The organism is Streptomyces massasporeus (assembly GCF_014648995.1).
Taxonomy (GTDB): Bacteria; Actinomycetota; Actinomycetes; order Streptomycetales; family Streptomycetaceae; genus Streptomyces; species Streptomyces massasporeus.
Window position 1 is genome coordinate 362375 of sequence record NZ_BMSE01000003.1, and the last position, 25764, is coordinate 388138.

The 25764-nt window shown below is 72.3% G+C and carries 26 protein-coding genes; 17 read left to right on the plus strand and 9 right to left on the minus strand.

Annotation, left to right across the window (positions count from 1 at the left end; all coding sequences use genetic code 11):
* The first annotated feature begins 108 nt into the window (after positions 1–108).
* From IE153_RS10945 to IE153_RS10960, 4 genes are all read left to right on the plus strand, one after another.
* Complete coding sequence (locus tag IE153_RS10945; RefSeq protein ID WP_189589524.1) at positions 109–1014, plus strand: DMT family transporter; 906 nt, start codon at positions 109–111, stop codon at positions 1012–1014.
* A 71-nt stretch (positions 1015–1085) separates the two neighbouring features.
* The gene (locus IE153_RS10950; protein ID WP_189589525.1) at positions 1086–1601 is read left to right on the plus strand and encodes an NUDIX hydrolase; all 516 of its coding nucleotides are present in this window, start codon (positions 1086–1088) and stop codon (positions 1599–1601) included.
* A gap of 38 nt (positions 1602–1639) precedes the next feature.
* The gene (locus IE153_RS10955; RefSeq protein ID WP_189589526.1) at positions 1640–2032 is read left to right on the plus strand and encodes a YidH family protein; all 393 of its coding nucleotides are present in this window, start codon (positions 1640–1642) and stop codon (positions 2030–2032) included.
* A 353-nt stretch (positions 2033–2385) separates the two neighbouring features.
* Positions 2386–2721: a DUF202 domain-containing protein gene (locus IE153_RS10960; protein WP_097215707.1), complete on the plus strand. Its 336-nt coding sequence runs from the start codon at positions 2386–2388 to the stop codon at positions 2719–2721.
* 84 nt (positions 2722–2805) lie between these two features.
* Here IE153_RS10960 and IE153_RS10965 read toward each other — a convergent pair whose 3' ends face one another.
* Complete coding sequence (locus IE153_RS10965) at positions 2806–3756, minus strand: NADP-dependent oxidoreductase (protein ID WP_189589527.1); 951 nt, start codon at positions 3754–3756, stop codon at positions 2806–2808.
* A 201-nt stretch (positions 3757–3957) separates the two neighbouring features.
* Between IE153_RS10965 and IE153_RS10970 the strand changes: the two genes are divergently transcribed.
* The 5 genes from IE153_RS10970 (at position 3958) to IE153_RS10990 (ending at position 9618) form a co-directional block, all read left to right on the plus strand.
* A complete protein-coding gene (locus IE153_RS10970; RefSeq protein ID WP_189589528.1) occupies positions 3958–4992 on the plus strand; it encodes a phosphotransferase family protein in 1035 nt (344 codons plus the stop codon).
* Positions 4993–4997: 5 nt separating this feature from the next.
* Positions 4998–6212, plus strand: a complete 1215-nt coding sequence (locus IE153_RS10975) for an acyl-CoA dehydrogenase (protein WP_189589529.1) — start codon at positions 4998–5000, stop codon at positions 6210–6212.
* A 312-nt stretch (positions 6213–6524) separates the two neighbouring features.
* Positions 6525–8141 carry a PP2C family protein-serine/threonine phosphatase gene (locus tag IE153_RS10980; protein WP_189589530.1) on the plus strand — a complete coding sequence of 539 codons (1617 nt, stop codon included), beginning with the start codon at positions 6525–6527 and terminating at the stop codon, positions 8139–8141.
* Entirely contained in the window at positions 8138–9244 is a 1107-nt protein-coding gene (locus tag IE153_RS10985; RefSeq protein WP_189589531.1) for a cobalamin B12-binding domain-containing protein, read from the plus strand. Before IE153_RS10980 ends, IE153_RS10985 begins: the two co-directional genes overlap by 4 nt.
* Before the next feature lie 23 nt (positions 9245–9267).
* Entirely contained in the window at positions 9268–9618 is a 351-nt protein-coding gene (locus IE153_RS10990; RefSeq protein WP_229828964.1) for an STAS domain-containing protein, read from the plus strand.
* An 18-nt stretch (positions 9619–9636) separates the two neighbouring features.
* On the opposite strand, the gene IE153_RS10995 is transcribed toward IE153_RS10990, so the two are convergent.
* The 3 genes from IE153_RS10995 to IE153_RS11005 are packed head-to-tail and all read right to left on the minus strand — an operon-like array spanning position 9637 to position 12693.
* Positions 9637–10230 (minus strand): TetR/AcrR family transcriptional regulator, encoded by a 594-nt coding sequence (locus IE153_RS10995; protein ID WP_030848475.1) that lies wholly within the window; start codon positions 10228–10230, stop codon positions 9637–9639.
* A 28-nt stretch (positions 10231–10258) separates the two neighbouring features.
* The gene (locus IE153_RS11000; protein ID WP_189589532.1) at positions 10259–11923 is read right to left on the minus strand and encodes a class I adenylate-forming enzyme family protein; all 1665 of its coding nucleotides are present in this window, start codon (positions 11921–11923) and stop codon (positions 10259–10261) included.
* Complete coding sequence (locus IE153_RS11005; RefSeq protein ID WP_189589533.1) at positions 11920–12693, minus strand: SDR family oxidoreductase; 774 nt, start codon at positions 12691–12693, stop codon at positions 11920–11922. Before IE153_RS11005 ends, IE153_RS11000 begins: the two co-directional genes overlap by 4 nt.
* A gap of 466 nt (positions 12694–13159) precedes the next feature.
* Here IE153_RS11005 and IE153_RS11010 point away from each other — a divergent pair, with 466 nt between their 5' ends.
* Positions 13160–14395, plus strand: coding sequence for an exo-beta-N-acetylmuramidase NamZ family protein (locus IE153_RS11010; RefSeq protein WP_189589534.1), 1236 nt, complete (start codon positions 13160–13162; stop codon positions 14393–14395).
* Positions 14396–14486: 91 nt separating this feature from the next.
* On the plus strand, positions 14487–15803 hold the full coding sequence (locus IE153_RS11015) for a serine-threonine protein kinase (RefSeq protein ID WP_189589535.1): 1317 nt from the start codon (positions 14487–14489) through the stop codon (positions 15801–15803).
* Between the two features lie 53 nt (positions 15804–15856).
* Here the strand turns inward: IE153_RS11015 and IE153_RS11020 are convergent, their stop codons facing one another.
* Complete coding sequence (locus tag IE153_RS11020; protein WP_189589536.1) at positions 15857–18655, minus strand: penicillin acylase family protein; 2799 nt, start codon at positions 18653–18655, stop codon at positions 15857–15859.
* A gap of 263 nt (positions 18656–18918) precedes the next feature.
* Here IE153_RS11020 and IE153_RS11025 point away from each other — a divergent pair, with 263 nt between their 5' ends.
* Together IE153_RS11025 and IE153_RS11030 are read left to right on the plus strand one after the other, a co-directional pair.
* Complete coding sequence (locus IE153_RS11025; RefSeq protein ID WP_031107668.1) at positions 18919–19521, plus strand: hypothetical protein; 603 nt, start codon at positions 18919–18921, stop codon at positions 19519–19521.
* A 75-nt stretch (positions 19522–19596) separates the two neighbouring features.
* Positions 19597–20364, plus strand: a complete 768-nt coding sequence (locus IE153_RS11030) for a 3-keto-5-aminohexanoate cleavage protein (protein WP_189589633.1) — start codon at positions 19597–19599, stop codon at positions 20362–20364.
* Here the strand turns inward: IE153_RS11030 and soxR are convergent.
* Entirely contained in the window at positions 20321–20788 is a 468-nt protein-coding gene (soxR, locus tag IE153_RS11035) for a redox-sensitive transcriptional activator SoxR (protein ID WP_189589537.1), read from the minus strand. The genes IE153_RS11030 and soxR overlap by 44 nt on opposite strands.
* 109 nt (positions 20789–20897) lie before the next feature.
* On the opposite strand from soxR, the gene IE153_RS11040 reads away from it, so the two are divergent.
* Positions 20898–21359: a MaoC family dehydratase gene (locus tag IE153_RS11040; protein WP_184913200.1), complete on the plus strand. Its 462-nt coding sequence runs from the start codon at positions 20898–20900 to the stop codon at positions 21357–21359.
* An 18-nt stretch (positions 21360–21377) separates the two neighbouring features.
* Here IE153_RS11040 and IE153_RS11045 read toward each other — a convergent pair whose 3' ends face one another.
* Positions 21378–22013, minus strand: coding sequence for a TetR/AcrR family transcriptional regulator (locus tag IE153_RS11045; RefSeq protein WP_097215719.1), 636 nt, complete (start codon positions 22011–22013; stop codon positions 21378–21380).
* Between the two features lie 70 nt (positions 22014–22083).
* Positions 22084–22335, minus strand: a complete 252-nt coding sequence (locus IE153_RS11050; protein ID WP_185009469.1) for a YiaA/YiaB family inner membrane protein — start codon at positions 22333–22335, stop codon at positions 22084–22086.
* 327 nt (positions 22336–22662) lie between these two features.
* Here IE153_RS11050 and IE153_RS11055 point away from each other — a divergent pair, with 327 nt between their 5' ends.
* Positions 22663–23007, plus strand: a complete 345-nt coding sequence (locus IE153_RS11055; RefSeq protein ID WP_189589538.1) for a DUF6234 family protein — start codon at positions 22663–22665, stop codon at positions 23005–23007.
* Between the two features lie 47 nt (positions 23008–23054).
* On the opposite strand, the gene IE153_RS11060 is transcribed toward IE153_RS11055, so the two are convergent.
* Positions 23055–24206, minus strand: a complete 1152-nt coding sequence (locus tag IE153_RS11060; protein WP_189589539.1) for an acyl-CoA dehydrogenase family protein — start codon at positions 24204–24206, stop codon at positions 23055–23057.
* Positions 24207–24273: 67 nt separating this feature from the next.
* On the opposite strand from IE153_RS11060, the gene IE153_RS11065 reads away from it, so the two are divergent.
* Both IE153_RS11065 and IE153_RS11070 read left to right on the plus strand, forming a co-directional pair.
* A complete protein-coding gene (locus IE153_RS11065) occupies positions 24274–24924 on the plus strand; it encodes a TetR/AcrR family transcriptional regulator (RefSeq protein ID WP_189589540.1) in 651 nt (216 codons plus the stop codon).
* A 57-nt stretch (positions 24925–24981) separates the two neighbouring features.
* A complete protein-coding gene (locus IE153_RS11070; RefSeq protein WP_189589541.1) occupies positions 24982–25692 on the plus strand; it encodes an ArsR/SmtB family transcription factor in 711 nt (236 codons plus the stop codon).
* Positions 25693–25764 lie beyond the last annotated feature (72 nt).

Genomic DNA, 25764 nt, shown 5'->3' on the forward strand with positions numbered 1-25764 from the left:
GCCGTCGCCCCCGACGATGGCATGACGTACGGGCGCGCCGGGCGGAGCCGGCCGGTACAGTCGGCCCCTACGCAACCGTGACCCGACCTGACGATCGAGGTACACCGCGTGTCGGTTCTAGTACTGGCGCTCGCCCTGGGCGCCGCCTGCTGTCTGGGCTTCGGCTTCGTCCTCCAGCAGAACGCGGCTCAGCGGGCCCCGCTGAGCGACTTCCTCTCCTTCCGCCTGCTGATCGACCTCGTGAAGGTGCCCCGCTGGCTCGGCGGCATCGCGCTGATGGTGGTCGGCATGGGGCTCGGCGCCGCCGCCCTGGGGCAGGGCGAGCTGTCGCTGGTGGAGCCGCTGCTGGCGACGAACCTGCTCTTCGCGCTCGCCCTCTCCCGCAAGCAGACCCGGCAGCCGCTCGGCCGCCAGGGCTGGGCGGGCCTCTTCCTGCTGGCGGGCGGTGTGACCGCGTTCATCGTGGCGGGCCGGCCGGAGGGCGGCGCCGCGACGGCCGACCCGGTGCGGCAGTGGCTGATCATCGGGGTCATGATCGGGCTCGCCCTGCTCCTCACGACCCACGGCAAGCGGTCCCGGCTGAGCTCCGGCCCGGTGCTGCTGGCCCTGGCCGCCGGGCTGCTCTACGGCGTGCAGGACGCACTGACCAGGGTCAGCGGGCAGAAGGTCGCCGACGGCGGCTTCGCCGAGCTGCTCACGGGCTGGGAGCCGTACGCGGTGCTGGCGCTGGGCGTCACCGGTCTGGTCCTCGTGCAGAGCGCGTTCGAGACCGCGTCCCTGCGCAAGTCCCTGCCCGCCCTGACCGCGGCGCAGCCGCTCGCCGGGATCGTCTGCGGAGTCGGCTTCCTGGGCGACCGGCTGCGCACCGACGCGGTGGCGCTGAGCTGGGAGGCCGGCGGTCTGCTGGCGGTGGTCGCCGGGATCGTGCTGCTGGGTCTGCATCCGGCGATGCCGCACGGGGCTCCGGAGCGGGCCCGGGTGGCCACGCCCGCGGTCAGCCCCGCCTCACCCTGACGAGCCTCGCACCGCCGGGGCGCGTGTCCTGCCGGGATCGCCCGGGGCGCGTGTCCTGCTTGGATGAGGACATGAGCGCTGCTGACGAGATCCTCGACATCGTCGACGAGAACGACCGGGTCGTCGGGCAGTGCCCGCGCGGCGAGGTCTACGCCCGGGGACTGCGCCATCGCTGCGTGTTCATCCAGGCCCGGGACACCGAGGGCCGGATCTTCGTGCACCGGCGCACCCCGACCAAGCTGGTCTTCCCCTCCCTCCACGACATGTTCGTCGGCGGAGTCGTCGGCGCGGGCGAGTCCTACGACACGGCGGCCCTGCGCGAGGCCGAGGAGGAGCTGGGCGTGAGCGGCCTGCCGCAGCCGCGGCACCTCTTCACCTTCCTCTACGACGACGGCGCCGGCCGGACCTGGTGGTCGGCGGTCTACGACGTCTCCTGCGAGCTCCCGGTGCAGCCGCAGGTCGAGGAGGTGGCCTGGCACGACTTCCTCTCCGAGGCGGAGGTCGAGCGGCGCCTGACCGACTGGGAGTGGGTGCCGGACGGGCTGGCGGCGTACGAGCGGCTCAAGGCGTTCCGGTCGGCCGGCTGAAGCGGAGGCGGACCGGGCGCCCGGGTAGGGTCGCGCACGTGATCGAGTTCGTACGGAACGTCCGGTTGTGGTTCGCGCCCGCGGAGGTACGGGAGGACGGCGAGACGCCCGACTACCGGTTCTCGCTGGCGAACGAACGCACCTTCCTGGCCTGGCTGCGCACCGCGCTCGCGCTGATCGGCGGCGGCTTCGCCGTGGACCAGTTCCTGCCGGACCTGCGCTGGGCCTGGCGGGTCGGGCTGGCTCTCGCGCTGCTGGCGGCGGGCGTGCTGTGCTCCCTGCGGGCGGTCAACCACTGGGTGCGCTGCGAACGGGCCATGCGCCGGGGCGAGGACCTGCCGGTGTCCCGGTTCCCGGCGCTGCTGAGCCTGGTGGTCGCGGTCGTGGCCGTCGCCATGGTCGTGGTGGTGCTCGTGGGGTGGGAGGCGTGAGCGCCCCGGCCACCCGGCCGCGGGACCCCGACCGCGATCCCGGAGTGCAGCCCATCAGGACCCGGCGCACGACGCCGTCGGACACGGGCGTCGCCGTACTCGCGGGGAGCGAGCGGTGAGCGCCCCGGCCACCCGGCCTCGGGACCCCGACCGTGATCCCGGAGTGCAGCCCATCAGGACCCGGCGCACGACGCCGTCGGACACGGGCGTCGCCGTACTCGCGGGGAGCGAGCGGTGAGCGCCCCGGCGCCCCGGCCGCGGGACCCCGACCGTGATCCCGGAGTGCAGCCCATCAGGACCCGGCGCACGACGCCGTCGGACACGGGCGTCGCCGTACTCGCGGGGAGCGAGCGGTGAGCGCCCCGGCGCCCCGGCCGCGGGATCCCGACCGCGATCCCGGGCTGCAGCCCGAGCGCACCCGGCTCGCGTGGCGGCGTACGACGCTGTCGGGCACGGTCGTCGCCGTGCTCGCGGTGAAGACCGTGCTGCACGGTGGGGCGTCGGCGGCCGGGGTCGTCGCGTGCGCGCTGTGCTGTGTGCTCTGGCTGGGCTTCCTGCGCGTCGCCCACCGGCGCATCCACACCCTCTCGACCGCCCCGAGCCCCGCCGCGTTCGCCCCCCGGCACGCGGCGGCCGCGGTGCTGTGCACGGTGGCGATGGCGGTGTGCGGGGCCGCCCTCGTGCTCTAGGACGCCCCGGGTAAGGCGGTGTGCGGGGCCGCCCTCGTGCTCCAGGGCGGCCCATTCCTCACCGGCCCTCCAGGGCGTGGTTCCTCACTCGCCCTCGCCCTCGCTCCCCCAGTCCACCGTCACCACGATCTTGCCGCGGGTGCGGCCCTCCTGGTTCAGCCGGTGCGCGTCCGCAGCCCGCTCCAGGGGGAACGTCTCGTCGACGTGCACGCTCACCACGCCCTGCTCCGCGAGGTCGGCCAGGTGCTGGAGGTCCTGCGCGTCGGGGCGCACGAAGTAGTAGCGGCCGCCGTAGATCACGACGTCGTTGTCGGCGATCGAGGCCAGTCGGCCCTCGGGGGCCAGCAGGTTCGCCGACACCTTCAGCGCGTCCCCGCCCACCGTGTCGAACACCGCGTCCACCCCCTCAGGGGCCAGCCCGCGCACCCGCTCGCCGAGGCCCTCGCCGTACACCACCGGCTCCCCGCCGAGACCCCGCACGAAGTCGTGGTTGGGCTCGCTCGCCGTACCGATCACCCGGGCACCGAGGTGGACGCCGAGTTGCACGGCGATCGAGCCGACGCCCCCGGCCGCGGCGTGCACCAGGACGGTCTCGCCCCGCTTCACCTGGAGCACCTTGGTCAGCACCTGGTACGCGGTGAGCCCGACCAGTGGCAGCCCGGCCGCCGCCTCGAAGGAGAGGTTGCGCGGCTTGCGGGCGAGGGTGCGCAGGGGCGCGGCCACGTACTCGGCGAAGGTGCCGCGGGAGAGGAAGTCCTCGCGCACGTACCCGATGACCTCGTCCCCGACGTCGAACTCCGAGACGGCCACGCCGGGCCGTACGACGACGCCCGAGACGTCCCAGCCGGGCACCACGGGGAAGACGGGGGCGAGGATCCCGTCGAGGTACCCCTCGCGGGCCTTCCAGTCGACGGGGTTCACGGCCGCCGCCCGCACCTTCACCAGCACCGCGTCAGGGCCGACCTTCGGATCGCGGACCTCGCCGAACGCCAGCACCTCGGGTCCGCCGTACCGTGAGTAGCTGATGGCCTTCATGGCTCTGACCTTCCGGGCTCGTCGGGCGCCTCGCAAGCCGGATGGCCTGAACGAACCGGCCGAAACCTCCCCGGCCGCCTCCCGTGGGGCGTCGTCGGCCTATCGTGGCTCCGATCACGTTTCGGCCCCGCTCTGGACGACATACCGACCGGTCGGCATCATGAGTCGGGTACCTGTCCACCCCGCCCGTAGGAGCGACGCATGAGCCCCGACCACCCGCCCGGACTCGACCTCGAACGGTTGCGCGGCCTGCTCGACCGCGAGCGGCCCGGCCTGGTGACCGGCCCGCTGTCCGGCCGGCTGATCGAGGGCGGACGGTCGAACCTCACCTACGCGGTCTCCGACGGCACCTCCCGGTGGGTCGTCAGACGGCCCCCGCTCGGCCACGTCCTGGCCACCGCGCACGACATGAAGCGCGAGCACCGGGTGATCAGCGCCCTGCACCCGACCGCCGTGCCGGTGCCGGAGCCGGTGCTGCTGTGCGAGGACGAGGAGGTGCTCGGATCGCCGTTCTACGTCATGGAGTTCGTCGAGGGCACCCCCTACCGCACCGCCGACCAGCTCCTCCCGCTCGGTGCGGAGCGGACCCGGGGCGCGGTGCTGAACCTGGTCGACACGCTGGTGGAGCTGCACGCGGTCGACCCGGGCGAGGTGGGTCTCGCCGACTTCGGACGGCCCGAGGGCTTCCTGGACCGGCAGCTGCGGCGCTGGGGCAAGCAGCTGGACGCCTCGCGCAACCGCGACCTGGACGGCATCGACGAGCTGCACGCCGCCCTCGGGCGCGAGCTGCCCGACTCCCCCGCCCCGGCCGTCGTGCACGGCGACTACCGGCTCGACAACGTGCTGATCGGCGAGGACGACCAGATCAAGGCGATCCTCGACTGGGAGATGTCGACGCTGGGCGACCCGCTCACCGACCTCGGCCTGCTGGTCATGTACAGCATGCCGCTCGGCATGCCCGAGTCCCCCGTCTCCACGACCGCCGAGGCGCCCGGGCACCCGGCGCCGTCGGAACTGATCGAGCGGTACGCCGCGCGCTCGGGGCGCGACGTCTCCGCGGTCTCCTGGTACACGGCGTTCGCCTGGTTCAAGCTCGCCGTGATCCTCGAGGGCATCCACTACCGCTACACGCTGGGCCAGACGGTCGGGCGCGGCTTCGACCGCATCGGCGACCTCGTCCCCGTCTTCGTCCGGCACGGACTGACCACGCTCCACGAAGGCCTCCAGGAGGGCTGATCCACATGGACTTCGCTTATGACGCGCGCACCGAAGAGCTGCGCGGCAAGCTCCTCGCCTTCATGGACGAGTACGTCTATCCCGCCGAGGCGGTCGCTGACGAGCAGCGCGAGCGGCTCGCCTCCCCGTGGGAGACCGTGCCCGTGGTGGAGGAGCTGAAGGCCGAGGCCCGCAGGCAGGGTCTGTGGAACCTCTTCCTGCCGGACTCCGAGTACGGGGCCGGGCTCACCAACCTCCAGTACGCGCCGCTCGCCGAGATCATGGGCCGCTCCCCGCAGCTGGCGCCGACGGTGACCAACTGCGCGGCGCCCGACACCGGGAACATGGAGGTGCTCACCCAGTTCGGCGACGAGCAGCAGCGCAAGCAGTGGCTGGAGCCGCTGCTTGCCGGCGAGATCCGCTCGGCGTTCGCGATGACCGAGCCGGAGGTGGCCTCCTCCGACGCCACCAACATCACCACCCACATCGAGCGGGACGGCGACGAGTACGTCATCACCGGCCGCAAGTGGTACATCTCCGGGGCGATGCACCCCGACTGCAAGATCTTCATCGTGATGGGCAAGACCGACCCGGACGGGGAGGACATCCGCCGCCAGCAGTCGATGGTGCTGGTGCCGCGCGACACCCCGGGCGTCACCATCAAGCGGGCCATGCAGGTGTTCGGGTACGAGGACCACTACCACGGCGGTCACGCCGAGGTGATCTTCGACCACGCGCGCGTGCCGGCGTCGAACCTGATCGGTGAGGAGGGCGGCGGTTTCGCCATCGCGCAGGCGCGGCTCGGGCCGGGGCGGATCCACCACTGCATGCGGCTGATCGGCATGGCGGAGCGGGCCATCGAGCTGATGTGCCGCCGGGCCGTGTCCCGGACCGCGTTCGGGAAGTCGCTGGCTCAGCAGGGCGTGGTCCACAACTGGATCGCGGACGCGCGGGTGACGGTGGAGCAGCTGCGGCTGCTGGTGCTGAAGACCGCGTGGCTGATGGACACGGTGGGCAATCGCGGTGCGCACACCGAGATCCAGTCCATCAAGATCGCCACGCCGCGGGCGGTGGTGGACATCCTCGACCGGGCGATCCAGCTGCACGGTGCCGGTGGGGTGAGCCAGGACTTCCCCCTGGCGGAGCTGTACGCGGGGGCGCGGACGCTGATGATCGCGGACGGGCCGGACGAGGTGCACCAGCGGTCGCTGGCGCGGCGGGAATTGAAGCGGTACGTGTGACGTGCCAGTGAAGCGGTACGTGTGACGTGCTGCGGGCGGCCGGGGCGGCGGGGGCTTCCCCGGCCGCCCCCTCCCGTCGACGGACGGATGCGGCCGCCCGGGGTGTGGACGGGATGTGAAACTTCGCACGGTCTCGTGACCGGCCGTCTGGGTAGGGACCCTGTTTCGGGGGCGAATGCGACGCGGATCCCTCCTTCGCCGGGCCCTGTGCGAGCCCGGTGGTTGCACCACGCACCCGGACTGCGGGACTGTGCATCGAGAACATTCAGTCTTCGCAAAGTGAGGTGTGGGTCACGCGTAGGGGCCCCGTACATGACTTCTTCCCCGGCCAGGCCCCGCACCGGTGCGGTGAGCACGGTGAGCGTCGCCTCCGCCCCCTGCCCGGTGGTGGTCCTGGACGCGGACGGGCACGTCGCGGAGCTCAACGCCGTGGCCGGCACGCTGCTGCCCACGGCGCGCGTCGGTCGGCCGCTGCCCTCCCCCACCTGGCTCGCCGCCGCTGACCGGACCCGGCCGGTCCCCGTCACCGGGACGGTGGGCGACCGGTCGTTCTCGGCGCATCCCTCCGTCGCGGCGGACGGCCGCACGGTCTGGTGGCTGATGGAGGAGACCGCCTACCGCTCCGCGTCGGCGGAGCTGGAGGCCGAGCGCGCACGCACCCGGTTCCTCACCGAGGCCTCCAGCGCTCTGCTGGCCTCGCTGAACCTGGAACGGTGCATGGAGGTCACGGCCCGCCTGGCCACCGAGCATCTGGCCGATGCCGCGCTGGTCATCGCCCCCACCGCCGCCCGGACACTGCCGGTGGTCGCCTGCGACCAGCGCGGCGAGCTCACCCGCAGCACCGTGTCCGAGGCGCCGGATTCCGTGCCGGGACTCGCCGAGGCGCTGCGGGGCTTCCCGCCGGTGCCCTCACGGTGGATAGACCCCGCGACGGCCCCGGACTGGCTGATCCCGGCGGGGTTCGGCGAGGTCGGCTCGCTGGTGATCACACCGCTGCCGGGGCTCGGCGTTCCGGCCGGGGCGCTGATCCTGTTGCGCCGGGCGCAGCAGGACGCGTTCAGCGAGGCGGAGGAGTCGCTGGCCGGGCTGTTCGCCGCCCGGGCCGGCGCGGCGATGTCGGCCGCCCGCCTCTACGCGGAACAGAACTCGATCTCCGACACCCTCATGCGGGAACTCCTGCCGCCCACGCTGCGGCAGACGGAGGGCGTGGAGTTCGCCGGCGGCTACCGGGCCAGCAAGGACACGGAGCGCGTCGGTGGCGACTTCTACGACGTCCACCCGCCCGGCGAGGACTCCCCCGAGACCCTCGTCGTGCTCGGGGACGTGGCCGGCAAGGGGCTGGAGGCCGCGGTCCTCACGGGCAAGATCCGCAACACGCTGCACGCGCTGCTGCCCATGGCCGACGACCACGCCAAAATGCTGCGCCTCGTGAACAACGCCATGCGCACCAGCCACCACACCCGTTTCGCCACCCTCGTGGTGGCCTCGGTCCGCCGGGAGGAGCGTGAGGTGGCCCTCAGGCTCACGTCGGCCGGGCATCCCGCGCCGCTGATCATCCGGCGGGACGGCACCGTGGAGGAGGCCGACACGGGCGGCACCCTGATCGGCGTGCTGCCGGCCATCACCTCGCGCACCGCCCGGGTCCGGCTGGCGCCGGGGGAAACCTGCCTGCTGTTCACCGACGGCGTCACCGAGGCCAGGGGCGGCCCGCTGGGCGACACCATGTTCGGCGACCAGCGCCTCAAGCGCGCGGCGGCCGAGTGCGCCGGCATGCCCGCGGAGGCGGTCGTGGAGCGCGTGCAGATGGTCACCTCGCAGTGGATCGGCGACGGACGCCACGACGACATCGCCGTCCTGGCCATCACCGCACCGCGCGGTGCCCACCTCAGTGCGGTGGACGGGGCGACCCGGGGCAGGTACACGGCATGACCGCACGCATCGCCGACATCGACGACGGGCCGGGCCGCCACGGCGTCGGCGCCCGCCTCTGCGTGCCGCACGACGACGCCGCGTCCGCTCCCTGGGCGGACAAGCTGTGGGCCGCCGTCCGCACGGGAGACGAGTACGCGGCCGTCGACGTCGTCACCGACGCCCTGGCCGCGGGTCTCGAGCCCGAGTCGGTGCTGCTGGACGTCATCGGCGCCGTGCAGCACAAGGTCGGCCTCGAATGGGCGGCCAACCGCATGAGCGTGGCCGACGAGCACGCCGCCACCGCCATCAACGACCGGATCATCGCCGTCCTGTCGGCCCGGCGTCCGGCGAACAGCCGGGGCCGGATCACGGTCGCCTGCGTGGACCAGGAGTGGCACGCCCTGCCCGCGCGCCTGGTGTCCGAGACGCTGCGGCTGCGCGGCTGGCGGGTGGACTACCTCGGCGCGCAGGTCCCCACCGCCCATCTGATCAGCCACATCCACCGCACCGGGCCGGACGCGGTGTGCCTGTCGAGTTCGCTGCCCACCCGGCTGCCTCTCGCGCACAGTGCGATCACCGCAGTCCAGGCCGCCGGCACCCCGGTCATGGCCGGTGGTCTCGCCTTCGGCGCCGACGGTCGCTACGCCCGCCTCCTGGGGGCCGACGCCTGGGCACCCGACGCCCGCGCGGCGGCGGACCGGCTCGCGGCCGGTTCGCTGACCCGGCCGGTGCCCGCCCACCAGGCGATCGACGATCTGCCGCACCTGGGCGACCAGGAGTACACACTGGTCGCCAGGTCCTCCACCCGACTGGTGCGCGACACCTTCCAGCGCCTCGAACAGCACATCCCCGCGATGCGGGACTACGGCGACGAACAGCGTGAGCGCACCGCCGAGGACATCGCCCACATCGTCAACTTCCTGACGGCCGCCCTGTACGTCGACTCCGACGAGATCTTCACCGGCTTCCTCACCTGGACCGCCGAGGTGCTCACCGCCCGGCGCGTGCCGGCGCGCTCGCTGCTGCCGTGCCTGGACCTGCTGGAGGAGCAGCTGCACGACTTCCCCCGCGCCCGCCGGCTCCTCGATGCCGGGCGCACCGCGCTCGCCTCCCGCCCCTGACCCCGACACGCTGGACGAACTCCGTGACCACCTCCTTCGGCACCGGCCCGCACACCGTGCGACTGGCCCTCACCGGCGATCTGGACTACGACACCTGCGGGGAACTGCTCCGGCGGGTGCGGACCGCCCTCGACGGCCGCCGGGAGGTCACGGACCTGCACCTGGACTGCCGGGAGCTGGAGCTGGTCGACTCCATGGGGCTGTCGACCCTGCTCGAGATCCACCGCTCCGCCGGCCGGGACGGCATCGCCTTCCGCCTGGAGGGCGTGGGCCCGGCGCTGCGACGCCTGCTCGAACTCACCGGCACCTACGAGTACCTGACGAACCCTCAGCGGTCCGGGACGTCCGCCGGGAGCCGCCACGGCCGCACCTGAGGCGGGGCGGGACGGCCGCTACGGGCGCAGGGCGCGCAGCAGCAGGTCGGCCAGGTGGTCCGCGACCTGCTGGGGCGTGAGGGGCCCGTCGGGGCGGTACCAGGTCGACAGGTGGTGGACCGAGCCGAAGTGGTAGTCGACCACGAGGTCCGCCGGGGTCGCCTTGGAGAAGACGCCGGACTCCTGTCCCTCCTCCACGAGCGCGCGGAAGCGTTCGTGGTAGCGGCGGCGCTCGGCGCGGACCTGCTTGTTCTTCTCGGGGCTGAGGTGGTGCATGGAGCGCCAGAAGATCATCGCGTCGTCGAGGCTTTCGATGGTCGTCACCACGACGTCCGCGGCCGCGGCCCGCAGCCGCTTCTCCACCGGCTCGTCGGCACCGGCCACGGCGTCCAGCCGCTCCTGCTGGATGCGCAGGACGCGCGCGTACACCTCGTGCAGCAGGTCGTCCTTGGAGCCGAAGTAGTGGTACAGCGCCCCCTTGGTGACGCCGGCCGCCTCGACGATCTCCTGCACCGAGGTGCGGTCGTAGCCCTGCTCGGCGAAGAGCCGGGTGGCGGCGGCCAGGAGCCGCTGAGGCACGGGCGTGCCGTCCGAGTCCGTGGTCCTGGGCACTGCCGCCACCTGCCTTTCCGTTCTGCTGTCAGTTGCCTTGCGTACGGGAACGCAGTTCCCGCCGGAGGATCTTCCCACTGGCCGTCTTCGGCAAGTCCGGGAGGATCTCCACCTGGCGCGGATATTTGTAGGCGGCCAGTCTCTCCTTGCAGTAGGCGGCGAGTGCATCCGGGTCCGTGTCGGCGTCCGGCCGCAGGCTGATGTACGCCTTGACGGTCTCCCCGCGGTACCCGTCGGGCACGCCGACGACGGCGGCCTCGCGCACCGCCGGGTGCGTGTAGAGGACGTCCTCTACCTCGCGCGGCCACACCTTGAAGCCGGAGGCGTTGATCATGTCCTTCTTGCGGTCGACGACGTAGAGCCAGCCCTGTTCGTCCATGAAGCCGATGTCGCCGGTGCGCAGTTCGGCGCCGGGGAAGGTCTCGGCGGTGGCGTCGGGGCGGCGCCAGTAGCCGGGCACGACCTGCGGCCCCCGGACGACGATCTCGCCCTGCTCCCCGAAGGGCACCTCCTCGCCGGCGTCGTCGACGATCCGTACGACCGTGTCGGGGCCGGGCAGTCCCACGGCGAGGGTCCCGGACACCGGGTCGACCGGCGCCTCCAGACCGGGCGGCACGGAGGCGCAGGGCGCGGTGCACTCGGTCAGTCCGTAGCCGTTGCGAATGTACGGGCCGAAGCCGGCCCGGAACTTCTCCACCAGGGCGGGCGGCAGCGGGGCGCCGCCGGAGGAGATCACCCGGAAGGAGGAGAAGTGGTCGCGGGTGACGGAGGGGTGAGCCGCCAGCGCCATGAAGGCCGTGGACGGTCCGACGGTGTAGTGCGGGCGGTGCTCGGCGAACGCGTCCAGCACCACGCCCGACTCGAAGCGGTAGGCCAGCACGAGCGTGCCCCGGCTGTTCAGGCAGGCGCCGAACTGGCAGACCATGCCGGTGATGTGGAACAGCGGCGCCAGCGCGAAGTACACGGGCCGCTCGGGCAGACCGAGGCCGGTCCGCTGCCGCTCGGCGTTGTACATGATGTTGCCGTGCGTGTTGGTGGCGCCCTTGGGCGTGCCGCTCGTGCCGGAGGTGTAGCTGATCAGCGCGATGTCGGAGGGGCTGGGATCACGGTCCTCGGGCGCCTTGTGTCCGGCCCGTGCCACGGTCACCAGGTCGTCGGCGTCGGGGGCCTGCGGCAGGCGCTCGAAGGTCAGCACGCGCGCGTCGTCGCGGCTCTGGAAGTCCAGCTCGCACCCGGTGAGCACGATCCGCACCGGCGAGTCGGCCGCCGTCTCGCGCAGATACGAATCCCAGGCCCGGTCCGAACAGATCAGCGCGGCGACCTCGCCGTCCTTCAGGACGTGGGCCACCTCGCCCGACTTGTACATCGGGTTGACGGGCACGACGACCGCGCCCGCCTTCCACGCGCCCAGCAGGGCGAGCACGAAGTGCGGGGAGTTCTGCAGCAGCACCGCGACCCGGTCGCCGCGCCGGAGACCGCGGGCCGCGAGGTGCCCGGCCACGGAGTCGCTGAGCTCGTCCACCTCCCGGTAGGTGAGCCGGCCGTCGAAGTAGGCCAGGAAGTCGCTGCCGGGCGTCTCGGCCACGGCGGCGCGCAGGGCGTGCACGAGGGAGCCGGCCGGGCTGATCGCGCCCTTCTGGGCGTCGCTGAGCAGGCCGAGCCAGGGCTTGGCCGCGTAACGGGACTCGGTCACCGGGCCTCCTCCCACTGCTGCTGGATGCGGTTCATGCCGGACAGCCACCGGTCGGGGTCACCGGCCCGGGCCTGGTGGTAGGCGGCGACCTCGGGGTGCGGCAGGATCAGGAAGCGGTCGGCCTCGATGCCCTGGAGCAGCGCGTCCGCCACGTCCTCCGGCTCGATCGCGGTCGGCCGCAGCACGAGGTCGCCCGCGCTGCCGGTGGCGGCGAGCATGTCGGTGCGGACGCCCTGCGGGCAGATCGCGTGGACCTTCACGCCCCGGTGCCGGTACGTCAGGGAGAGCCACTCGGCGAAGGCGAGCGCGCCGTGCTTGGTGACGGCGTAGGGCGCGGCGCCGATCATGGTGAGCAGCCCGGCGGCGGACACGGTGGAGACGAACCGGCCGCTGCCGCGCTCCAGCCAGGCGGGCAGCAGTTCCTGCGCGGCCCGCACATGAGCCATGACGTTCACGTCCCAGGACAGGGCCCACGCCTTCTCGTCCAGCGGCTGCCCGGGTGCGATGCCGTCGGCGGCGACACCGGCGTTGGCGCAGTAGACGTCGACGGTCCCGCCGAGCGCGTCGCGGGCGTCGGCGACGATCGCCGAGGCGTCGCCGGGCACCGCGATGCCGCCGATGTCGTCCGCGACCTGCTTGGCCCGCTCGGCGTCGAGGTCGTTGACGACGACCCGGGCCCCTTCGGCGGCGAACCGCCGGGCGAGCGCGGCCCCGATCCCGCCGCCGGCCCCCGTGACAACGACTCCGGCCTCTTGAAAGGCTCCCACCATCGGTCTCCTCAATCGCGGCTCAGGCAATGGCGCCAGACTAACCGGTCGGTATGTACCAGGGAAGGGGTGCCGCCCGCGCCCTTGAAAGGGCCGCGGGAACGCCCCGAAAGGGGCGCGGGGAACTGCGCGACAAGCCACACCGCCCCGCAGCCTCCCCACAACCCGCGGGAGCGCATACCGTGCCCATGCCGACCGTCCCCGCTCAAGAAGGGCCGCGGGGAACGCCCCGAAAGGGGCGCGGGGAACTGCGCGACAAGCCACACCCGCCCCGCAGCCTCCCCACAACCCGCGGAAGCGCATACCGTGCCCATGCCGACCGTCCCCGCTCAAGAAGGGCCGCGGGGAACGCCCCGAAAGGGGCGCGGGGAACTGCGCGACAAGCCACAGGCGGCCCGCGGCCTCCCCACGACCCGCGGGAGCGCATACCGTGCCCATGCCGACCGTCCCCGCTCAAGGAGGTCACCCTATGCGCCCTTCCAGACGAGCCGTCATCACCACCGCCACGGCGGCAGCCGTATCGGCCACGTCCACCGCGTCCGCCGCCCAGCGCCGCAGGCGACTGCGCACCGGCTTCGAACGACTCGCCCAGGACGGCTACTCCCTGCTCGACGGCCAGAAGGTCGGCATCGTCACCAACCCCACCGGCATCACCCGCGACGCCCGTCACATCGTCGACGTCATGCACGCCGACACCCGTGTCGACCTCACCGCCGTCTTCGGCCCGGAGCACGGCTTCCGCGGTACCGCCCAGGCCGGCGGCTCCGAGGGCCGTTACGACGACCCGGCGACCGGCCTGCCCGTCTACGACACGTACCTCAAGAGCGGCCGGGCGCTCGCGGACATCTTCACCGCGTCCGGTGTGGACACGGTCGTCTTCGACATCCAGGACGTCGGCGCCCGCTTCTACACGTACATCTGGACGCTGTACGACTGCATGGAGGCCGCCCAGTTCGCCGGCAAGCGGTTCGTCGTACTGGACCGGCCGAACCCGGTGACCGGCCGCGCGGCCCTCGGCCCGGTCCTGCACAAGGAGTTCGCCACGTTCGTCGGGCGGCAGCCCGTCTCACAGGCCCACGGGATGACCGTCGCCGAGCTGGCGCGGCTGTTCAACGGGGAGTTCCTGACCGAGGCCGTACCGCTGGAGACCGTGACGATGTCGGGCTGGAGGCGCTCGGACTTCTACGACGCCTCCGGGCTGCCCTGGGTGCCGCCGAGCCCGAACATGCCGACGCCGGAGACGGCCCTGGTGTACTCGGGGACGTGTCTGTTCGAGGGCACGAACCTGTCGGAGGGGCGCGGCACCACCCGGCCGTTCGAGCTGCTGGGCGCGGAGGGCGTCGACCGGCGCTGGGCGGCCGCGGCGAACGAACTCGCCCTGCCCGGGGTCCGGTTCAGGGAGGCCTACTTCGCGCCCACCTTCTCGAAGTTCCAGGGGAAGACGATCGGCGGTGTGCAGGTCCATGTGCACGACCGGGCGGCCTTCGATCCGGTCCGCACGGGGATCGCCCTGCTCGTCACCGCCAAGCAGGTCTGGAGCGGTTTCGCCTGGCGCCCGGACAACTGGATCGACAAGCTCACCGGCTCCACCCGCGTGCGGACGATGATCGACGCGGGCGCGGCCACCGACGAGGTGGTGGCGGGGTGGCAGGGGGATCTGGCGGCGTTCCGCAGGACGCGGCGGACGTACCTGCTCTACCGCTGAGGCGAATGCGCCCGTGACGTATGGCCAAGCTCCCCCGTTGGCAGGACGATGCGCCACATCGTGGCGTCACCCGGGGACCAGGGGGCCTGTCATGGCGGATCCGGCGATGAGTGTGACTCCCTACTGGGAGCTGACCTTCGACGCGGACGGGGACCCCGGGGACCGCGGGCGCGACCGGCTGCTCGCCGGGGTGCGGGAGCGGGGCGTGCGCGATCTGATCGTCTTCGCGCACGGCTGGAACACCGACCGCTCGGGCGCGACCCGCCTCTACGACCGCTTCCTCGCGCCCGTGCCGCGGCTGGCTCCGGCGGCCCGGGTCGGATACGTCGGGGTGCTGTGGCCGGCGATGCGGTTCTCGGACGAGCCGATCCCGGACTTCCCGCGGGCCGTGGCGGCCGAGCCGGCGAGGCGTCCGGTGCTGGACAAGGACACCCGGCACGCGCTGCTGGAGACGTTCCCGGGCCGGGCGATCCTGGTCGACCAGATCGCCCGGCTGCTAGAGCAGCAGCCGCCGGAGGAGGCCGAACTGGAGGAGTTCGGGCGGCTGGTGCGGACGCTGGTGGAGGTGGTGGCGCCCGGGCCGCAGGCCCTGTTCGCGGCGGACACGGTGGCGGAGGGCGTGCCGCAGAGCGAGCCGGAGATGTTCGCCGGGTCGTCGGCGGCGGCCTGCGAGGAGTTCGCGCGGGCACTGGCGGAGCTCGAAGCGGCCGGGGCGCAGGAGGGATTCAGGATCCCCAACCCCTGGGACGGTGCGCACGAACTGCTGCGGCAGGCGACGTACTACGCGATGAAGCGGCGTGCGGGAACCGTCGGGGAGCGGGGTCTGGGCCGGGTCGTCGGGCAGCTCGCGAAGGCGGCTCCGACGGTGCGGGTGCACCTGGTGGGGCACAGTTTCGGCGCGCGGCTGGTGTCGTTCGCGCTGCGGGGCCTGCCCGAGGGCGTGCGCACGGTGAAGTCGGTGACGCTGCTCCAAGGGGCCTTCTCGCACTACGCGTTCGCGGCCCGGCTGCCGCACGACGCCCGGGCCGGAGGGGTGCTCCAGGGGCAGCAGAACCGCGTCGACGGGCCCCTGGTGTGCTGCCACTCCCGGCACGACGCGGCCCTGGGGACGATGTACCCGCTGGCCTCGCGGATGGCGGGCGACAGCCGGTCGGCCGGCGAACTGGACACGGGGCGGGCCCTGGGCGTCAAGTGGGGCGCGATGGGCCACGACGGGGTGCAGGCGGTGCCGGGCACGCGCGCGTACACCCTGGCCGAGGCCCTGGAGGCGAGACTGCCCGCCTCGGGGTGCGTGAACGTCGACGCGGCCGCGGTGGTCCGACGCGGCGGGCCGCCGGCCGGTGCGCACAGCGACATCCTGCACGCGGAGCTGGCCCGGCTGGTGCTGGCGGCGGGCCGCGTGCGCTGACCCGCCACCGGTTCACGCGTCACCGGTGTGAGGTGGTCACCGGTGTGAGGTGGTCACCGGTGTGAGGTGAACTCCACGACCTGCTGGTAGGTCGGCCGGTTCTGCCAGCCGATCTTGCCGTGCTTGATTCCGCCGAGGGTGCGGTGGTTGATCGAGTCGGCGCACCACTGGTCGCCCGCCGCGCACACGTCGTCGCCGGGGTAGACCTGGGCCGCGGTCTTCGCGGCCGCCTGCTTCAGGGTGCCGATGAGGGTGTCCCGGCAGGCTCCGAGGTCGCCGTCGCCGCAGTACGTGCGGGCCAGCGGACCCTTCACCTGCTCACCGAGGACCGTGCGGATGTCCTTGTCGACGTAGCTCCACCAGCCGTACTGGAAGGAGCTTCCCGCGTGGGAGCCGGTCGGGCCGTGCGCGGCCGAGGGGGACTCGTCGACGGGGAGGTTGGCGGTGACTGCCGTGTAGAGGTCGCTGCCGAGGCCCGGTTCGAACTCGGCCTTGACCAGGAGCGGCCACCAGGCGTCCAGGATGCGGATCGCGTCGGCGTCGGCGTACTTCTTCGAGCCGGCGGCGGTCTCCGTGCGCTTGCCGCCGGCGGCGACCCAGGCCTGGAGTTTGCCGACGGCGGCCGACGCGGCCGGGTCGGTGACGGGGGAGCTGGTGACGACCTTCAGGAGCTTGGGCAGGACGTCCTCGGCCCGCAGGTCCGCCAGTGCGGCGTCGGCCATGGCCTTCACCAGGGCGGCCCGGGTCACCCCGCCCTGCTGCACCAGCTTCTTCACCCGGTCCTCGAGGAGGTTGCCGCGGTGGACCGAGCCGTTGCCCCAGGGCGCGGTCGTGTAGTCCCTGGCCTGCTTGTTGTTCCAGGAGACGTAGTAGTCCTGGTCGGTGGAGTTCGGGTGGGCGGAGGGCGGGGTGTAGTCGGCGGTGTTGGTCGCCGGGTTCCAGCCGCGCCACTCGTACGCCGGCCGCGCCCACACCGGGAACTCGGCGTCGACACCGGACGCGCGGACCGGGTTGTCGCCGCTGTTGTAGTACGCGGTGTGCTCGGAGTCGGCGTAGAACCAGTTGAAGGTGTAGTTGATGTGCTGGACGGCCTTCTGGAAGGTGTCCGGGCCCTTGACGTAGTCCGGGTCGTTCAGCATCTGGAAGCCGATGATGGAGTCGGCCTCGTGCATGAAGGACGAGCGCAGGGTGGTGTAGGCGACCTTCTTGCCGCCGACCGTCGCGCGGTACTCGACGGGGCCGTACTTCGTGCGCCAGACGCGCATGGTGTACGAGCCGGCCGCGGTGCCGTCGGCGACCGTGGGCTTCCAGGCGTTCCTCTGCTCGATCTTCTCCATCGGCGTGCAGGTGCCGCGGTACAGGTAGTGGTGGTCGTCCTGGCACAGTTCGACGGCGTAGGAGTCGATGATGTCCTGGCCGGAGGTCGTGGCGCTCCACGCGTAGTCCTGGCCGCGGCCGAGCTCGACGTACATGCTCAGGCCCGCGAAGGAGGCGCCGCGGGCGCTGATGCCCGGGCCCTGGATCTCCTGGAGCAGGAGCAGCTGGGGGGCGAAGTAGCCGGTCTGCGGGCCGAACACGGCGACGGGGTGGCCACTGGCGGTGTGCTCGCCGCCGACCACGAGGGCGTTGGACATGCCGCGCTTGGCGGAGGACCGGGCGGCCTTCGCGGCGTCGCCGGACGCACGGGTCGCACCGGCGGTCGTGGCACTGCCGGTGCGGTCGTACACGAGCGGCTCGGGCTCCACCGAGCCGGCGTCGGGCAGGGCCGCGCCCTGCGGGTCGGCCGGCTTGGTGCCGTACGGGAAGCTGCCGCCCTGCTGGGTGAGGACGGCCTCCGGGTCGTTGCGCATCCGGAAGGACTCCCAGACCTTGGTGCCCTCGGTGACCCCGTACTTCTCCTGGGCGGCCAGGAGCGAGAGGGCGTTGTTCACCTCGCCGCCTCCGCCGGAGCCGAACAGCGCGCCGATGACGGAGGCCAGCGCGACCAGGTCGGTGATCTTGAAGTGCTCGATGGTTCCGGCATTGGTGACTGAGTCCTTGTGCCCGGTGAGTACGTACTCACCGGGGAAGGTGCGCCCGCTGTCGGAGGCGTCGATGTAGGAGTTGATGCCGTCGAGGTAGGCCCTGGCGTCGGCGAGGGCCTGCTGTCCGCGTTCGCCGTTGGTGGCCACGGCGTTGTCGATCTGCGCCTGCAGATCGGCCTCGCTGTACGGGGCGTGCCGCCAGAACTGCTGCTCGAGTCCCTGGTTGGAGGGCGCACCGCCCGCGAAGGAGGTCAGCTGACCGCGCCCGACGTGCCGGAAGACGTCCATCAGCCACAGCCGGTCCTGGGCCGCCGCATAGCCGGCGCCGAACTCCGTGCCGTATCTGGTGGTACCGGTGATGTGCGGCACACCGGTCTTCTTGTCCCGGACGATCGTCACGTCACCGCGTCCGGCGGGTTTGACGCTGGAGGCGACCTGGTCGGCGGGGACCCCGAAGGACGCGTCGTTGAAGAAGTTGTTGATCTTGTCATTGGTGAGGCCGGGGTAGCCCTTGGCCAGGCTGACGTAGGGCCCGAGCTGGTCCTCGGCGTGCTCGGGCTGGGTGCCGAAGGCCTGGTTGAGGAGGATCTGGGCGAGGGTGGCGTTGCCGTTCTGGCCGGGCGGGAGGATGTCCGAACACTGGTTGCCGCAGTGGTCGTTCGCCGCGGCGGTGACCTGCGCTGCCGCTGTTTCCGAAGCGGCAGCCGGGGCAAGCGGCGACAAGAGACCTGCGATCAGGGTGCATACCGATGCTGTCTTCAGGAACCCGGGGATTCCGCTGGGAGTTCTCATTCTGTCGAGAACGGTGCGTGGGGCACGCCGTGGCATGGGGGCTCCTCCCGACGGGGGTGGGCGGGATGTTACCGCCGGTATCCCCCGGCTTGAAGATGAACAAGCGTCACTTTTTGAAGTCAGCACAACAGGCACACGGATCACGGCAGTCGACTCGCGAGCCTCTTCGGGCCGCTTATGGAGGCCATTTGAAATCGGATGGAGCCGATTCGCTTGTCGATACGTCTATTCGGCGACGTCCGTACGACGACGCCGAAGTGACCGGATTACAGGTGCAGGTGTGACGGAGGTGCAGGACGATGGCGGGTTTCCGGAGTCTGGCGAGACAGGTCCGCGATCCGCGGTGCGATCTGGCCTTGCGGCGTTATTCGCTGCGCAAGTGCCTTGAGAGGTTCGCGCCTTACGGACACAGGGCGACCTGGGACCACCTCTGCTCCCGGGCGGGGTTCGGTCCCGAGGACCGCTCCCCCGATCCGGTGCGGCTCGTGGCCGCACTGGACGAACTGGAGGAGGCGCGGGCGGTCTGGCTGGCCTATGAGGTCGAGTTCGCCGAGCGCCGCAAGAAGGAGAAGCACGACGGGCTGCGCAGGCCGGGCAGCGTGGACGACTGGCACCGGCTGACCTGGGGCGGCTTCGGTGTGGCGTGGTGCGACGATCCGGCGGTCCATCCCCGTGAACCGCTGGCCGAGGTGCTGCGCCGGCTGATCGCCGCGCTGGAGCGCGAGCCGGGCTCGGAGTGCCCGGTGTGCGACGGGCAGCGGCTGGTGTGGAGGTACGACCTGGACCACGAACCCTCGTCCGGTCCGGTCTGCACGGACTGCGGAATCCTGGTGCCGCGCCCCGTGCTCACGCCCGAGTCGCTGGCGTACGCCCGGCGGACGAGGCTGTTGGTGTCGGCTTGACGGATGCGGGTGCGCGGGGGGTGCGCCGGGGATGCCGCACCCCCAATGTCGGTGGTGACTGGCACCATCGACACCATGATGCAGGTGTGCCTGAACGGTTCACGGACGGCCGCTGACGGTGCGGCCGTGCCGCTGACACCCGAGTCGATCGCCGACTCGGCCGCCGAGGCCGTCGCCGCCGGAGCGACGGACATCCATGTCCACCCCAAGACGCCCTGCGGACAGGACACGTTGTCGCCGCGGGTGCTCGCGCCGGTGCTGTCGGCGATCCGGGAGCGGGTGCCGGTACCGGTGGGCGTGACCACGGGCGCGTGGGCCGAACCCGACCCCGCCGCCCGGCTGCGGCGGATCCGCGACTGGACCGTGCTGCCCGACCACGCCTCGGTCAACTGGCACGAGCCGGGGGCGGAGGAGACGGCCGCGCTGCTCATGGAGCTCGGGGTGGGTGTGGAGGCCGGCATCTGGTCGGGCACGGACGGAGCCGAGAGGTTCGCGGTCTCACCGCTCGGGCCGAAGGTCCTGAGGGCCCTGGCGGAGGTGACCGACACGGACCCCTCGGCCGCCGCGTCCTCCGCGCGGGCGCTGCTGTCCGCGATCGGGACGGCGCACGGACGCCCGGTGCTGCTGCACGGCGAGGACGGGGGCGCCTGGCCGGTGCTGCGGCTCGCGGGCCGGCTGGGCCTGGCCACGCGGATCGGGCTGGAGGACGTCCTGGTCCTGCCGGACGGGGAACGTGCGGGGTCGAACGCGCACCTGGTCGCGGCCGGGCTGGCGGAGTACGGAGCGAGCCGGGCGGGCGTTACCCGCGACCGCCCCGGTCGACCATCAGGCGGGAACCCGTGAGGCGTTCACCGAAGACGTCGTCGGGGTTGGACAGGACGCAGGATTCGAGGGAGAGGCAGCCGCAGCCGATGCAGTCGGCTAGGTGATCCCGCAGCCGGTTCAGCTGGTTGATGCGCTCTTCCAGTTCGGTGCGCCAGACTTCGGAGAGGTGCGCCCAGTCCTCCCGGGTGGGCGTGCGCTCCTCGGGGAGTTCCGCGAGCGCTTCACGGATCGTCGCCAGGGGGATGCCGACCCGTTGCGCGGCCCGGATGAAGGCGACCCGGCGGAGCGTGTCACGCGAGTAGCGGCGCTGGTTGCCCGAGGTCCGGCGACTGCCGATCAGGCCCTTGGACTCGTAGAAGTGCAGGGCCGAGACGGCTGCGCCGCTGCGCGCCGCGAGCTGGCCGACCGTGAGCTCATGGATCTTCTCTGGAATCTGGGGCACCCCTCGAACCCTACCGAGTCCGTTGACACAGCCCCCACGGCCGACCATGCTAAGCAGTCGCTTAGAGATTGAGCGCGCAGACCCCCTGCACACGAGAGGCCTGGAAGACATGGCAGAGCCGAGGATCTTCACGTCCGTCGACGACCTGAAGTCGGCGGTGGGCGAACAACTGGGGTACACCGACTGGCTCGACATCGACCAGAAGCGGATCGACCTCTTCGCGGAGGCCACCGGCGACCACCAGTGGATCCACGTCGACCCGGAGAAGGCCGCCGCCGGCCCCTTCGGCACCACGATCGCGCACGGCTATCTGACCCTGTCGCTGCTGCCCCTCTTCGGGCCGCAGCTGATCGCCGTCGAGGGCGTGAAGATGGGCGTCAACTACGGCACGAACAAGGTGCGTTTCCCCGCCCCGGTCCCCGTGAACTCCCGTCTGCGCGCCACCGCGACGATCAGCGCCGTCGACGAGGTGCCGGGCGGCGTCCAGGTGGCCGTCGCCTTCAGCGTCGAGCGCGAGGGCGGCGACAAGCCGGTCTGCGTCGCCGAGTCCGTGGCGCGCTACTACCTCTGAGGCTTCGGCTCCCGGACCTCAGGCCGCCGCACCCCGGGCCCCGACCATCCGCAGTACGAGGTCGGCGTACAACTCGCCGACCTGCTCCGGCGTCCGGGGCCCGTCGACGTTGAACCACCGCGCCACGTCGATGCAGAGGGACAGCACGGCCAGCGTCGTACCGTGCACGTCGATGACCTCGAACTCGCCCGAGCGCGTGCCCTCCTCGATGATCCCGCGCACCTCGCCGTCGACCTGGCGCCGGAGCGCGAGGATCTCGGCGCGGGCGTCGGGCCCGAGCGATTCGAGTTCGTACTGCACGACCCGCGCGGTGGTGCGCCCGCCCGCGTGCCAGCGCACGAAGGAGCTCACCGCGTCGGCGAGCCGCTCGGTGGGGCTGCCCTCGCGCCGGGACGCCGTCCGCAGGATCTCCAGGGCCTTCTCGTGCCCGATCCTGCTGATGCGGTGCAGCAGCTCTTCCTTGGTCTTGTAGTGGATGTAGAGCGCCGCCGGGCTCATCCCGGCTCGGCCCGCGATGTCGCGGGTCGTCGTGGCGTGGTAGCCACGCTCGGCGAAGGCCTCCACCGCGGCGACCAGCAGCCGCCGCGCCGCGTCGGGCGTGACCTCGCCCCACGCCTGCGCCTCGCCGCCGGCCGTCTCCTCCGCCGTACTCATCGCTCGCCCCTCTCCACTGGCAGGAGCAACACCATACCGCCGAAGGTGAGCGAGCGCTTAGTGTGGCCGCTCAGCGCTTCTCGTAGGGGGCGTACGAGGGGGCCGCCCCTGCGCTCTCCTGCCGGTCCCGGATCACCTTGGAGAGAGTGAAGGCCGAGGTGACCAGGTACAGGACGGCGATGGCGAGGAAGGCCCGCACCCAGGCGTCGGCGCTCAGCTGGTAGATGCCGATGGCGGTGGCCGCCATGGCGACGGCGAAGGAGGCGACGGCCTGGCCGTAGAAGGCGGCCGTGTTCTGCTGCTTGCCCGGTGTGTCACTCATGGGGGAAAGCATCGGCGGACGTGGCCCGCGCCACATCCGCCGTGGTACTCAGACGGGTACTCAGCTTGTTCTTCACGGTCCGCTCCGGTCGCGTTCGGCGGTGATCCCGGAGCGCCTGGCCGTCACACCCGCGTCGGCCGTGGGTGTTCAGGTCGGACACGACTCGATTGCGGCCTGGTGAACCGCAGTGCGGGGCACGGCTCGGCCTTCGAAACTGTGGTCATGAACGTCGAGCCGAGCCCGCACTCACCGACGCCCCGGTGCCGCCCCGGCGGGCCTTCGGTTTCGCGAGGCGACGGGTTCGCGGGGGGCTGCGTCAGTCTGATCGTGCTGCTCATCGAAATCCCGGTCGCCATCCTGCTGGGGCTGTCGTTGAGCGTCCGTGGATGGGGCCGCGCCGATGAGCGATCCGGGGCACCCGCGATGGACTGGGTACCTGTCCTCTGGCTCGGCGGGTTCACACTGGGGGTCCTCGTGGTCGCCGCGGTCTTCCTGCGCACGGCACACCCCTACGCGGGAGCGGTCCAACTGCTCATCGCAGCCATGGCGCTGCTCTTCACGATCACGGCCTGGCACGCGGAGTACGAGCGCGCCCACCCGGCACCGCTGCCGACTTGCCCGACGAGGGCCGGGACGCCCTGCGCCCCACCGGACCCCGTGACCGACCGGTAGGGCCGGCGGCTGGGGCACCGCGGCACGAGGCGGACGGCGACGGCGGCTCAGAAGGCCGAAACCCCCGTCAGTGCCCGCCCGATGACCAGCTTCTGGATCTGGCTCGTGCCCTCGTAGAGGGTCATCACCCGGGCGTCCCGCAGCAGCTTGCCCGCCGGGTACTCGTCGATGTAGCCGTAGCCGCCGAAGACCTGGAGCGCGTTGTTCGCGGCGCGGACGGCGGCCTCCGAGGCGAACAGCTTGGCCTTGGACGACTCCACGGCGAACGGCTGCCCCCGGTCGATCAGGTCGGCGACCCGCCAGGTGAGCAGGCGGGCGGCGTCGACGTCGAGGGCGATGTCGCTGAGCAGCTCCTGGACGAGCTGGTGGTGGGCGATGGTCCTGCCGAACTGCTCGCGCTCCCCCGCGTACCGCACGGCCACGTCCAGGGCGGCCTGGGCTATGCCCACGCAGCCCGCCGCGACCGACATCCGGCCCTTCGCGAGGGCCGACATGGCGATCGAGAAGCCCTTGCCCTCCTCCCCCAGCAGGGCGGAGGCCGGTACGCGCACGTCCTCCAGGACGAGTTCGGCGGTGGCCTGGCCGCGCAGCCCGAGCTTGCCGTGGATGGTGCGGCGGGTCAGGCCGGGCGTGTCGGTGGGGACGAGGAAGGCGGAGACGCCCTTGTGGCCGGGGGCGTCCGTGGAGCGGGCGAAGAGCAGGACGACGTCGGCCCAGGTGCCGTTGGTGATGAACATCTTGGTGCCGCCCAGGACGTAGTCGTCACCGTCCCGTACCGCCCGGGTCGCGAGACTGCCCGCGTCCGAGCCCGTGCCCGGCTCGGTCAGGCCGAAGCAGCCGACCGACGCGCCGGACGTCAGCCCGGGCAGCCAGCGGCGCTTCTGCTCCTCGCTCCCGTAGGCGGCGACGGTCTTGGCGACCAGCCCGAGGGAGACCGAGACGATGCCGCGCACCGATGAGTCGCCGCGGCCCAGCTCCTCCGTGACCAGGCAGTACGCGAGGTGATCGCCGCCGGAGCCGCCGTACTCCTCGTCGATCGTCAGGCCCAGGAAGCCGACCTCGCCGAGCTTCTTCACGATCGCCCGGTCGACCTCCTCGGCGCGGTCCCACGCGACGACGTGCGGGGTGATCTCGCGCTCCACGAAGTCCCGCGCGAGCTGCCGGGCCGCGCTCTGCTCCTCACTGAGCTCCAGATTCACCACAGGTCACCCCATTGAAAGCCGTACCTTTAAATTAGCACTGCTAGTTTTGCCGTGCAGCCCTACTATGTGCGCCATGGCCCGACCGCGCAAGCCCTTGCTCAGCACCGACCGGATCGTCGAGACGGCCCGCGCGCTCGTGGACGCGGAGGGTCTGGCCGCCGTCTCCACGCGGCGGCTCGCCGCCGAACTGGGCGTCAGCGGGCCCTCGCTGTACAACCACTTCCGCACCAAGGACGAGATCCTGGAGGCGGTCGCCGACTCCGTGAGCGGCCAGGTGGACCTGTCGATGTTCCAGGACGGCCGGGACTGGCGGACCGCGCTGCACGACTGGGCCGTCTCCTACCGGGCCGCCCTGCGCGACCACCCGAACATCGTGCCGGTGCTGGCCCGCGGTCCCGGCCGCCGCCCGGCCGGACTGCGCCTCGCGGACGCCGTCTACGGCGCGATGGTCGCCGCGGGCTGGCCGCCGGCGCAGGCCACGTCCATCGGCGCGCTGATGCGGTACTTCGTGATGGGCTCCGCGCTCGGATCCTTCGCCGGGGGTTTCGTGGACGACGCGAGCGCCTACGACCCCGCCGACTACCCCCATCTCCAGCAGGCCCATCTCCTCGCCGAGCAGCAGGAGAAGATCGACGAGCGCGCCTTCGAGACCGGGCTGACGGCCCTGCTCGACGGGCTGGCGCGGCAGTACGAGCAGGTGCGGCGCACGGCGTAGGGCCACGCCACGGACACTTCGGCGGTGGCCGAACCGTCCGTGTTCCATGCTGGGGGCATGACGACGAGGGACCCGCAGGCGACGGCCCTGGCACGGCTCGCCGCGCTGTTCGCCGACGAGACCCGGGCCGCGTGTCTGCTGGCGCTGCTGGACGGGCGGGCCTGGACCGCGAGCGAGCTGGCACGGCACGCGGGCGTGGCCGCGTCGACGCTGAGCGAGCATCTGGGCCGGCTCGTCGCGGGCGGGCTGCTCGCCGAGGAGCGCCAGGGCCGCCACCGGTACGTCCGGCTGGCCGACACCCGCGTCGCCCAGTTGGTGGAGGACCTGGCCGCCCAGGTCTCTCCGGGCGCGGCCGTACGGCCGCGGAATCTTCGGGAGTCGAGCGCCGGCTCGGCGATGGCCCGGGGCCGCACCTGCTACGACCATCTCGCCGGGCGGCTCGGCATCGCGGTCACCGACGCGCTGACGGCACGCGGGCTGCTGGAGCAGGAGACGGGGTTCGCGCTCACCGACGCCGGGCTGGCGTGGTTCGCGTCGGCCGGGATCGGCCTGGAGCGGCGGGGCCGTCGTCCCCTGGCCCGGGCCTGTCTCGACTGGACCGAACGCCGCCCTCACCTGGCGGGCGTCGCGGGCGCGGCCCTGTGCCGGCACGCCCTGGACACGGGCTGGTGCGTGCGCATCGGCTCGGAGCGGGCCGTGAAGGTGACGGCGGCCGGTGAACGGGCCCTGTGGGATCTGCTGGGGGTGGAGGCGGTGGCGTTGCGATAGCCCCGCACGGCTCCGGGTCCGACCCGGCGCCATGCCCTCCTCTGGCCCGGCACCACGCCCCTCCGGCCCGGC

Coding starts and splice junctions, on each gene's coding strand:
- IE153_RS11020 (WP_189589536.1), bottom strand. CDS start 18,655: ATGCCACGGCGTGCCCCACGCACCGTTCTCGACAGAATGAGAACTCCC.
- IE153_RS10975 (WP_189589529.1), top strand. CDS start 4,998: ATGGACTTCGCTTATGACGCGCGCACCGAAGAGCTGCGCGGCAAGCTC.
- IE153_RS10980 (WP_189589530.1), top strand. CDS start 6,525: ATGACTTCTTCCCCGGCCAGGCCCCGCACCGGTGCGGTGAGCACGGTG.
- IE153_RS11070 (WP_189589541.1), top strand. CDS start 24,982: ATGACGACGAGGGACCCGCAGGCGACGGCCCTGGCACGGCTCGCCGCG.
- IE153_RS11025 (WP_031107668.1), top strand. CDS start 18,919: ATGGCGGGTTTCCGGAGTCTGGCGAGACAGGTCCGCGATCCGCGGTGC.
- IE153_RS11005 (WP_189589533.1), bottom strand. CDS start 12,693: ATGGTGGGAGCCTTTCAAGAGGCCGGAGTCGTTGTCACGGGGGCCGGC.
- IE153_RS11030 (WP_189589633.1), top strand. CDS start 19,597: ATGATGCAGGTGTGCCTGAACGGTTCACGGACGGCCGCTGACGGTGCG.
- IE153_RS10985 (WP_189589531.1), top strand. CDS start 8,138: ATGACCGCACGCATCGCCGACATCGACGACGGGCCGGGCCGCCACGGC.
- IE153_RS10970 (WP_189589528.1), top strand. CDS start 3,958: ATGAGCCCCGACCACCCGCCCGGACTCGACCTCGAACGGTTGCGCGGC.
- IE153_RS11010 (WP_189589534.1), top strand. CDS start 13,160: ATGCGCCCTTCCAGACGAGCCGTCATCACCACCGCCACGGCGGCAGCC.
- IE153_RS11065 (WP_189589540.1), top strand. CDS start 24,274: ATGTGCGCCATGGCCCGACCGCGCAAGCCCTTGCTCAGCACCGACCGG.
- IE153_RS11045 (WP_097215719.1), bottom strand. CDS start 22,013: ATGAGTACGGCGGAGGAGACGGCCGGCGGCGAGGCGCAGGCGTGGGGC.
- IE153_RS11015 (WP_189589535.1), top strand. CDS start 14,487: ATGGCGGATCCGGCGATGAGTGTGACTCCCTACTGGGAGCTGACCTTC.
- IE153_RS11040 (WP_184913200.1), top strand. CDS start 20,898: ATGGCAGAGCCGAGGATCTTCACGTCCGTCGACGACCTGAAGTCGGCG.
- IE153_RS10950 (WP_189589525.1), top strand. CDS start 1,086: ATGAGCGCTGCTGACGAGATCCTCGACATCGTCGACGAGAACGACCGG.
- IE153_RS10965 (WP_189589527.1), bottom strand. CDS start 3,756: ATGAAGGCCATCAGCTACTCACGGTACGGCGGACCCGAGGTGCTGGCG.
- IE153_RS11050 (WP_185009469.1), bottom strand. CDS start 22,335: ATGAGTGACACACCGGGCAAGCAGCAGAACACGGCCGCCTTCTACGGC.